Annotated in this window: 7 protein-coding genes; 4 read left to right on the forward strand and 3 right to left on the reverse strand. The window is 68.2% G+C overall.

Going from position 1 to position 8,859, the window contains the following annotated elements; all coding sequences use genetic code 11:
• Window positions 1-177: 177 nt before the first annotated feature.
• Window positions 178-1,878 (forward strand): 30S ribosomal protein S1, encoded by a 1,701-nt coding sequence (rpsA, locus tag ABUE31_RS10330; RefSeq protein ID WP_367723449.1) that lies wholly within the window; start codon window positions 178-180, stop codon window positions 1,876-1,878.
• A 215-nt stretch (window positions 1,879-2,093) separates the two neighbouring features.
• Window positions 2,094-3,746, forward strand: a complete 1,653-nt coding sequence (locus tag ABUE31_RS10335; protein WP_367723450.1) for an MFS transporter — start codon at window positions 2,094-2,096, stop codon at window positions 3,744-3,746.
• Window positions 3,747-3,771: 25 nt separating this feature from the next.
• On the opposite strand, the gene ABUE31_RS10340 is transcribed toward ABUE31_RS10335, so the two are convergent.
• Genes ABUE31_RS10340 through ABUE31_RS10350 form a run of 3 tightly spaced genes read right to left on the reverse strand, consistent with a single transcriptional unit; the run spans window position 3,772 to window position 6,943 of the window.
• A complete protein-coding gene (locus tag ABUE31_RS10340; RefSeq protein WP_367723451.1) occupies window positions 3,772-4,485 on the reverse strand; it encodes an SDR family NAD(P)-dependent oxidoreductase in 714 nt (237 codons plus the stop codon).
• A gap of 3 nt (window positions 4,486-4,488) precedes the next feature.
• Window positions 4,489-6,075: a 5-guanidino-2-oxopentanoate decarboxylase gene (locus ABUE31_RS10345; protein ID WP_367723452.1), complete on the reverse strand. Its 1,587-nt coding sequence runs from the start codon at window positions 6,073-6,075 to the stop codon at window positions 4,489-4,491.
• Between the two features lie 19 nt (window positions 6,076-6,094).
• The gene (locus ABUE31_RS10350) at window positions 6,095-6,943 is read right to left on the reverse strand and encodes a dimethylarginine dimethylaminohydrolase family protein (RefSeq protein WP_367723622.1); all 849 of its coding nucleotides are present in this window, start codon (window positions 6,941-6,943) and stop codon (window positions 6,095-6,097) included.
• Window positions 6,944-7,166: 223 nt separating this feature from the next.
• Here ABUE31_RS10350 and ABUE31_RS10355 point away from each other — a divergent pair, with 223 nt between their 5' ends.
• A complete protein-coding gene (locus ABUE31_RS10355; RefSeq protein ID WP_367723453.1) occupies window positions 7,167-7,982 on the forward strand; it encodes an ABC transporter ATP-binding protein in 816 nt (271 codons plus the stop codon).
• Window positions 7,983-8,036: 54 nt separating this feature from the next.
• Window positions 8,037-8,816, forward strand: a complete 780-nt coding sequence (locus tag ABUE31_RS10360; protein ID WP_367723454.1) for a transporter substrate-binding domain-containing protein — start codon at window positions 8,037-8,039, stop codon at window positions 8,814-8,816.
• Window positions 8,817-8,859 lie beyond the last annotated feature (43 nt).

The following is an 8,859-nucleotide window of genomic DNA, read 5'->3' on the forward strand; positions in this document are numbered from 1 at the left end:
GCGGAAGCGCCAGCATGCCCGCCGGGCCAGAATACCCGAACCAGCCTGCCAGCATTCTCATGCGCCGGTTTCGCCGCGACAGCGGCATCAGGGCCCCAGGGCCCGGAACGCCGGCAGGCCAACGCAACGCGAACCACGGCGCCAGCCCCGCAAGACCGGGGCTTTCCAGGAGAAAATATGTCTGTAGCTAATCCCACCCGCGACGATTTCGCGTCGCTTCTCGAAGAGTCGTTCTCGGACGGACATTCGGGCGAAGGCCAGGTCGTCAGGGGCCTCGTCACGGCGATCGAAAAGGACATGGCCATCATCGACGTCGGCCTGAAGGTCGAAGGTCGCGTGCCGCTGAAGGAGTTCGGCGCCAAGGGCAAGGACTCCACGCTGAAGGTCGGCGACACCGTCGAGGTCTATGTCGAGCGCATCGAGAACGCGCTTGGCGAAGCCATGCTGTCGCGCGACAAGGCCCGCCGTGAAGAGAGCTGGGTCCGCCTCGAGGAGAAGTTCTCGAAGGGCGAGCGCGTCGAAGGCGTCATCTTCAACCAGGTCAAGGGCGGCTTCACCGTCGATCTCGACGGCGCCGTGGCCTTCCTGCCGCGTTCGCAGGTCGACATCCGTCCGATCCGCGACGTCACCCCGCTGATGCACAACCCGCAGCCCTTCGAGATCCTCAAGATGGATCGCCGCCGCGGCAACATCGTCGTGTCGCGCCGCACCGTTCTCGAGGAGAGCCGCGCCGAGCAGCGCTCGGAGATCGTCCAGAACCTCGAAGAGGGCCAGGTGGTCGAAGGCGTCGTCAAGAACATCACCGACTACGGTGCGTTCGTCGACCTCGGCGGCATCGACGGCCTGCTGCACGTCACCGACATGGCATGGCGCCGCGTCAACCATCCGACTGAGATCCTCAACATCGGCCAGACGGTCAAGGTGCAGATCATCCGCATCAACCAGGAAACCCACCGCATCTCGCTCGGCATGAAGCAGCTCGAGGCTGATCCGTGGGGCGACATCGGCACCAAGTTCCCGATCGGCAAGAAGATCACAGGCACGGTCACCAACATCACCGACTACGGCGCGTTCGTCGAGCTGGAGCCGGGCATCGAGGGCCTCATCCACGTTTCCGAGATGAGCTGGACCAAGAAGAACGTGCACCCCGGCAAGATCCTGTCGACGACCCAGCAGGTCGACGTGGTGGTGCTCGAGGTCGATCCGGCCAAGCGCCGCATCTCGCTCGGTCTCAAGCAGACGCTCGAGAACCCGTGGGAGGCCTTCCGCCGCGACCACCCGGTCGGCTCGGTGGTCGAGGGCGAGGTCAAGAACAAGACCGAGTTCGGCCTGTTCATCGGCCTCGAGGGCGATGTCGACGGCATGGTGCACCTCTCCGACCTCGACTGGAACCGTCCGGGCGAGCAGGTCATCGAGGAGTACAACCGCGGCGACATGGTCAAGGCGCAGGTTCTCGACGTCGACGTCGAGAAGGAGCGCATCTCGCTCGGCGTCAAGCAGCTTGCACGCGACGCCGTCGGCGAGGCCGCCAGCTCGGGCGAACTGCGCAAGAACGCGGTCGTCACCTGCGAGGTCATCGGCATCAAGGATGGCGGCCTGGACGTGCGTCTGGTCGACCATGGCGTCGAGACCTTCATCAAGCGTTCCGACCTCAGCCGCGATCGCGACGAGCAGCGCCCCGAGCGCTTCGCCGTCGGCCAGAAGGTCGATGCGCGCGTGATTTCCTTCGACAAGAAGACGCGCAAGCTGCAGGTCTCCATCAAGGCGCTCGAGATCGCCGAGGAGAAGGAAGCGGTCGCCCAGTACGGCTCGACCGACTCCGGCGCCTCGCTCGGCGACATCCTGGGCGCCGCGCTGAAGAAGCAGGGCGACAAGTAAGCCTCAGGCATTCGCTGCGCCGTCCCCGACGGCTCAGCCGACACGAACAGAAGCCCGCCGGATCGTCCGGCGGGCTTCTTTTTTGTCCCAGGTGGGAGGCCGGGCGTTGCAGCCTGCGCCGCCAACTGGAATAGTGCGGCTGGCGGCGATGCCGGGACCGTCCGTGGCCGGCCCGCCGACACCGATGTCGAATTCAAGAGCCGGACGCCGGCCGCATGCCTGATCAACCCCTTCCCGCACGCCAGGGCGCCCTTGCCCCCTTCAGGTCGGCCATCTTCCGCAATGTCTGGTTCGCGACGCTCGGATCGAATCTCGGTTCGCTGATCCAGGGTGTCGGCGCGGCCTGGATGATGACCCAGATCTCCCATTCCGACGATCTCGTGGCGCTGGTCCAGGCGTCGACCACGCTGCCGATCATGCTGTTTTCGCTGGTGTCGGGCGCGCTCGCCGACAACTTCAATCGCCGCACCGTCATGCTGGTCGCCCAGTGCTTCATGCTCGTGGTGTCGGCGGCGCTCGCGCTGGCCGCCTATGCCGGCGTCATGACGCCGTGGCTGCTGCTGTCGTTCACCTTCCTGATCGGCTGCGGGACGGCGCTGCACAATCCCTCGTGGCAGGCCGCGGTCGGCGACATGGTGCCGCGCAGCGACGTGCCTGCCGCGGTGGCGCTGAATTCGATGAGCTTCAACCTGACGCGCAGCGTCGGCCCGGCGATCGGCGGCGCGATCGTCGCCGCGGCGGGCGCGGCGGCGGCCTTCGCCGCCAATGCGGTGAGCTATGTGGCGCTGATCCTGGTGCTGCTACGCTGGAAGCTCGAGACGCCGGCGTCCACGCTACCGCGCGAACGCCTCGGCCTCGCCATCTCGGCGGGACTTCGCTACGTCGCGATGTCGCCCAACATCGAGAAGGTTCTGCTGCGCGGGTTCATCTTCGGCCTGACGGCGATCTCGACGCTGGCGCTGCTGCCGCTGGTGGCGCGCGACATCATCGTCGGCGGGCCGCTGCTCTACGGCGTGCTGCTCGGAGCGTACGGCGTCGGCGCGATCGGCGGCGCGCTGCTCGGCGGGCGGCTGCGCGGCGTCATCGCCAACGAGTGGATCGTGCGCATCGGCTTCCTCGCCTTCGCCGCCTCGGCCACCATCCAGGCGCTGTCGACCGTCGCCTGGCTGAGCTGCATCGGTCTGGTTGTCGGGGGCGCGAGCTGGGTGCTGACGCTGTCGCTCTTCAACGTGACCGTGCAGCTGTCGACGCCGCGCTGGGTGGTCGGCCGCGCCATGTCGCTCTACCAGATGGCCACCTTCGGGGGCATGGCGCTGGGCAGCTGGGTCTGGGGCACCGTCGCGGAGAACTACGGCCCGGCCGAGGCGCTGCTGGCGTCGGCCGTGCTGATGCTGGCCGGGGTCGCCATCGGCTTCGTGTTCAAGCTGCCCGACCACGCCGCCCTCAACCTCGATCCGCTGAACCGCTGGCGCGAACCGAGCGTGGCGCTCGACCTCAAGCCGCGCTCCGGGCCGATCGTCATCTCGATCGAATACGTGATCCGCGAGAGCGACCTGCACGAGTTCCTCGACGCCATGGCGGAACGGCGGCGCATACGCCGGCGCGACGGGGCTCGGCAATGGGCGCTCGCGCGCGACCTGGAGAACCCCGAGATCTGGACCGAGACCTACCACACGCCGACCTGGCACGAATATGTGCGCCACAACATGCGCGCCACCCATTCGGACGCCGTCGTCGGCGACACGCTGCGCCGGCTGCACAGCGGCACGGAGCCGATCAAGGTGCGTCGCATGATCGAACGGCCGACCGACTGGTCCGCATCCCAGGACCAGTTGAAGCCGATGATGGACATTCACGGCTCGTCCTAGCGGCGGCCCCTTTCCGAGCCGGGATTCAGGCGCGGCCGTAGATCGGGACCAGCGCGCCGCTGACGGCGCTGTTCTCCGGCGCGGCGAGGTGCACGATCGCCTCGGCGGCGGCCTCCAGGCTCACCCATTTCGAGAAGTCCGCCTTCGGCATGGCCCTGCGGTTGGCCGGCGTGTCGAGTGTCGAGGGTGCGACCGCGTCGACCAGGATGCCGGCGCCTTTCAACTCTTCGGCAAGCGCGACCGACAGTGCCGCGACGGCCGCCTTGCTGGCCGCGTAGGCGGACATGCCCGCGCCTTTGCGCGGATCGAGCCCGGGCCGGGCGGCGACATTGAGGATGCGCCCGGCAGTGCCGGCCGCCAGCATGGCGCGCGCCGCCGCACGGGAGCACAGGAAGGCGGTTCGGGCGTTGGCGTCCATCATTTCGGCAAAGACGTCGGAACCGTCGTCGGGATCGGCGACCGGCGACATCGCGAAACCCCCGGCGAGGTGGATCGATGCCCAGAGATTCGGCACTTCACGGTAGAGTGTGTCGACCGAGGCGATGTCGCCGAGATCGACGCCCGGCACGACAACGACCCGCGGGTGCTTGGCCAGCGCGAAATCCTCGGGCATGGCGGCTTTCGCCGTCGGCACGCGGCAGCGCGCACCGTCCGCGACGAGCCGCGCCAGCACGGCGCCGCCGAGCGCGCCGGTTCCGCCCGTGACCACGACCGTCCTGCCCTCGAACAGCCCGGCCATCGTTCAGTCCACCGTGATTTCGACCAGATAGGGTCCGCTTGCCGCCTTGGCCCGCGACAGCGCCGCTGGCAGGTCGGCCGGCGACGAAAGGCGTTCGGCCGGGATGCCGTAGGCCTCGGCGATCCGGCAGAAATCCGGTGGAACCGGCGACACCCCGACCGGTTCGACACCGACGTCGCGCATCGACGTCTCGATCTCGCGGTAGCCGCGGTTGTTCCAGATGACGAAGATGACGGGTGCGCCGACGTCGGCGGCGACGCCGAGCTCCGGTAGCGTGAACTGGAAGCCGCCGTCGCCGCAGATGCACACCACCGTTGCTCTCGGCGCGGCCAGCGCGGCGCCGATGGCGGCGGGCGGGCCGTAGCCGAGCGTGCCGTAGCCTGTCGCCGCATTGAACCAGCCGCCCGGCCGGTCGTGGTCATAGTAGAGGTTGGCGGCGTAGATTGGCTGCGTGGAATCGCCGACGATGATCGCGCCGGGCAGCGTGTCCCGGATCATCTCGACAGCGGCGAGCTTGTCGACAAGGGCGGGCGGCAGATCGGCGCGCGCGCCGGCCCGCGCTGCCGTGGCGCGGCCTGCCCCGTCGGCCTGCCCGACGCGGCCCGGAAGCGCTGCAAGCAGGGCGTCGAGCGCCGCGCCGGCGTCGGCCTGGATGGCGATCGCGGCCGGATGGCGCGCCAGCTGCTCGGCGTCGATGTCGATCCGCACCAGGTTGCGCGGCGGCTGGAAGCCGCCGTCGCCATACATGTCGTAGTCGGTCGGGCCGAATTCCGTTCCGACGGCGATGGTGACGTCGGCCTCGGCCATCAGCCTTCGCACCGGCCCAAGGCTAGGGCTGGCCGGCACCACCAGCGGGTGGCCGTGCAGCAGGCCGCGCGCATTGGCCGTCAGCACGACCGGCGCGTCGAGCAGCTCGGCGAGACGCCGGAGCGACGCCTCGGCGGCCTTGGCGCCGCCGCCGGCCAGGATGAGCGGGCGGTCGGCTGCTTCGACCAGCCGCGCCGCGCCGGCGATCCCTCCGGCGTCGGGCACAGGCGGCGCGGCGTTGACCAGAAGCGGCGACAGCCCGTCGGCCGCCTTCGTCATCACGTCGATCGGGATCTCGATATGGACCGGGCCCGGCCGCGCGCTGGCGAACAAATGGAAGGCGTCGGCGAGGGCGCGCGGCAGTTGTTCCGCACGGGTGACGTGGTGGGTGGCCAGGGCGACCTTCCCGGCAAGGCCGGCCTGGTCGGGGAGTTCGTGGAGATGGCCGAGCCCGCGGCCGAGCGTGTCGGTCGCGTTGACGCCGGAAATCACCAGCATCGGCACGGAATCGGCGCGCGCCTGCCCCATCGCGGTGATCGCATTGGTCAGGCCAGGGCCGGTGATGACGAAGGCCACTCCCGGCCTGCCCGAAGCGCGGGCATAGCCATCGGCCATGAAGCCCGCGCCCTGTTCGTGGCGCGGCGTGACATGGCGGATTTTCGAGCGGGCAAGCCCGCGATAGAGCTCGACCGTATGCACGCCCGGGATGCCGAACACGGTATCGACGCCGTGCGCCTCGAGCAGGTGGATCAGCGCTTCGCCGAGGGTCGTCTTGCCGGTCATCGTCGCATCTCCCCTGGTGCTAGGCCCGCAGCACCGGCCTGGTCAGGCAGGTCGGGCCGCCCTCGCAGGCGATGCAGAGCGCGTCCGCCTCGAAGGTCTGCACCCGGCATCCGGCCGCCTCCATGGCCGCCGCCGTCTTCGGGAAGCCGGCGACCGCGATCACTTCGCGCGGCGCGGTCGGCAGCACGTTGAGGCTCAGCCCGAAACTGTCGCGGAACTCATCGGCGTCGCCTTCGATCAGGGTGATGCCGCGCCGCCGCAGCATCTGGTAGAAGGCCGTCGGCAGCAACGGCGCATGGACGAGCGCGAGATCGTCGGCGAGCGGGCTGATGACCGACATCAGGTGCAGGCAGGCATCCTCGCCATGCCAGAGCGGCAGGTCGTAGCCGAACACGTCGACGCCGAGCGGCCGCAGCAGGTCCGCCATCTGGCCGATGCCGGCTTCGTTCGTCCTGACCCCGCGCCCGATGGCCAGGGTTTGCCGATCGACCCAGACGCAGTCGCCGCCTTCCACGGAGCCGGGGAATTCGATCCGACCGAGGATCGGGACGCCCATGCGGGCGTAAGCGCTTTCGTGCAGGGCCGGTTCGGAGCGCCTGAGCGCCTTGCCCATGGCAAGGATGATTGCGCCCTGCTCCGTCACCAGCGACGGGTCGTGGGTGAACACGGAATCGGCGAGGCCGTCGTCGTCGTCGGTCAGCCATTCGACCTCGGCGCCGGATGCCGCGACCAGCTCGGCGAAGGCTTGGTGCTGTCGGGCGGCGCGCGCTGCGTCGAAGCCGGGGCCGTAGTGCCATTCTGCCGGCTTGGCGTGGCGCATGGCGCTGGCCGCCGAGCGCATCAGCACGCGCCTAAGCTTCGCGGCCATGGACTGCGACCCGTAACGCTGCGTCATCTGAACGGTCATGCCGGCTCCCTGCAATTTTCCCCGGTTACGGCCACTAAACATGCCCTACCGGCACCCGCAAGGGCCACAGAAGCCGGGTTGACGGAGGCAAGCGGCCCGGTCCATCCTGACGCCGAGGGCACGATTTGTGACGGGTGATGGGTCAGGGATTGCGTAGAGTTGCCGAAAGCGCCGGGTGCCGCCAGTGACGCGGGGCGCTGCCAATGCCGGACCGGAAACGGTTTCGCAATCAGGCGCGGCCGAAGCCATCCATATCGAGAACCTGCACAAGCGCTTCGGCAACCTCGAGGTGCTGAAGGGCGTCTCGCTGTCGGCGAAGGACGGCGACGTGGTCGCCATCATCGGCGGCTCCGGCTCCGGCAAGTCCACCCTCCTGCGCTGCATCAACTGCCTCGAGAACCCGACCAGCGGCCTGATCCGCGTGAACGGCGAGGAAATCAAGCTGAAGGCCGACAGCCACGGCCATACAGCGCCGGCGGACCGGCGCCAGATCGAGCGCATCCGCTCGCGCCTCGGCATGGTGTTCCAGAGCTTCAACCTGTGGAGCCACATGACGCTGATCGAGAACGTCATCGAGGTGCCGATCCATGTGCTCGGCGTCAATCGAGACGAGGCGGTCGCCAATGCCGAGCGCCTGCTTGCGCGGGTCGGACTGGCCGAGAAGCGCGACGTCTACCCCGCCTTCCTGTCGGGCGGCCAGCAGCAGCGCGGCGCGATCGCCAGGGCATTGGCCATCGACCCCAGGGTGATGCTGTTCGACGAGCCGACCTCGGCGCTCGACCCGGAACTGGTCGGCGAGGTGCTGAAGGTGATCGGCGACCTCGCTCAGGAGGGCCGCACCATGATCCTGGTCACGCACGAGATGAAGTTCGCGCGCAAGGTCGCGACGCATGTCGTCTATCTCTACAACGGGCTGGTCGAGGAGGAAGGCCCGCCCGACCAGATATTCGGCGAACCGAAAGCGGAACGGCTGAAACAGTTCCTTCACAACGTCCACTAGGGCGAACCAAGAACCGGAAGCGGGAACGACCAACAAGAAACTGGGAGAACAACGATGTTGAAGACATTCAAGATGACCGCGGCGGCAATGGTGATCGCCGCGTCGGGCGTGGCGGCCGCGAACGCCGAGCCGCTCAAGGTAGGCTTCTCGCCGGAAGCCTACCCGCCCTTCTACGAGGCCGACGCCTCGGGCAACTGGACCGGCTGGGAAGTCGAGATCGTCAACGCGATCTGCGCGGAGGCGAAGTACGAATGCGAGCTGGTGCCGATCCCGTGGGACGGCCTGATCCCGGCACTCACCACCAAGAAGATCGACGCCATCATGAATTCGATGTCGATCACCGACGAGCGCAAGAAGACCATCGACTTCTCCGACAAGTACTACAACACGCCGACCGCCGTGATCGGGCCGAAGGGCGAGATCTTCGACGCCACGCCGGAGGGGCTGAAGGGCAAGATCATCGGCGTGCAGGTTTCCACGGTCCACGCCGACTATGTGAAGAAGCATTTCACGGACGCTGCCGAGATCAAGGAGTACCAGACCCAGGATGAAGCCAACCAGGATCTGGCCGCCGGCCGCATCGACGCCACGCAGGCCGATTCGATCGCGCTCGACGCCTTCCTGCAGTCGGACCAGGGCAAGGCGTGCTGCGACCTGAAGGGCAACGTCGCGGAAGACCTGGCGATCCTCGGGCCGGGCGTCGGCGCCGGCGTGCGCCAGGGCGACACCGCGACCAAGGACCGGATCAACGCGGCCATCAAGGCGATCCGCGACAACGGCAAGTACGAAGAGATCACCAAGAAGTACTTCACCTTCGACATCTACGGAGGCTGACGGGCACGTCCGCCGGCCGCGCCGAAACGCGCGGCCGGCGCCG

It is taken from the genome of Mesorhizobium marinum (assembly GCF_040813675.1).
GTDB lineage: Bacteria > Pseudomonadota > Alphaproteobacteria > Rhizobiales > Rhizobiaceae > Mesorhizobium_K > Mesorhizobium_K marinum.